Genomic DNA, 699 nt, shown 5'->3' with positions numbered 1-699 from the left:
CCGGATCAACTACCGGGCCAACCTGTGGGCGCTGCGGTCGGTCGGCGTGCGCCAGGTGCTCGCCCCCTGCGCCGTCGGCGGCCTGCGTCCCGAGTACGGGCCGGGCACCCTGCTGGTGCCGGACCAGCTGGTCGACCGGACCAAGTCCCGCGCCAACACGTACTTCGACGGACTGCCGCTGCCCGACGGGACGGTGCCCAACGTGGTGCACGTGTCGCTGGCCGATCCCTACTGCCCCGCCGGACGGGCCGTCGCGCTGAAGGCGGCGCGCGGCCGGGACTGGGAGCCGGTGGACGGGGGCACGCTGGTCGTCATCGAGGGGCCGCGTTTCTCGACCCGTGCCGAATCGTTGTGGCACCAGGCGCAGGGCTGGTCGGTGGTGGGCATGACCGGCCATCCCGAGGCGGCGCTCGCCCGTGAGCTGGAGCTCTGCTACACGTCCCTGACCCTGGTCACCGACCTCGACGCCGGCGCCGAGACCGGGGAGGGCGTCTCGCACGACGAGGTGCTGCGGGTGTTCGCGGCGAACGTGGACCGGCTGCGGGGCGTGCTGTTCGACGCGGTGGCGGGGCTGCCGGGGGAGGACGAGCGGGGCTGTCTGTGCGTGAACGCGTTGGGTGGGATGGATCCGGGGTTTGCGCTGCCGTAGACGGCGGGCTGCGGACGGGGGTCGGGACTGTGAGGGGCGGGACCGTGGGG

1 protein-coding gene is annotated in these 699 nt (G+C 73.8%); it reads left to right on the top strand.

All coding sequences use genetic code 11. The features are described 5' to 3' along the window. The coding region (locus CCL05_RS41915; protein WP_086565778.1) for an S-methyl-5'-thioadenosine phosphorylase at positions 1 to 649 on the top strand (649 nt) is incomplete at its 5' end. Between the last annotated feature and the right edge of the window lie 50 nt (positions 650 to 699).

This window comes from Streptomyces africanus (assembly GCF_002150735.1).
Lineage (GTDB): Bacteria > Actinomycetota > Actinomycetes > Streptomycetales > Streptomycetaceae > Streptomyces > Streptomyces africanus.
The sequence above is the reverse complement of the archived record's forward strand: the minus strand, read 5'-3'. Positions and strand labels throughout refer to the sequence as shown.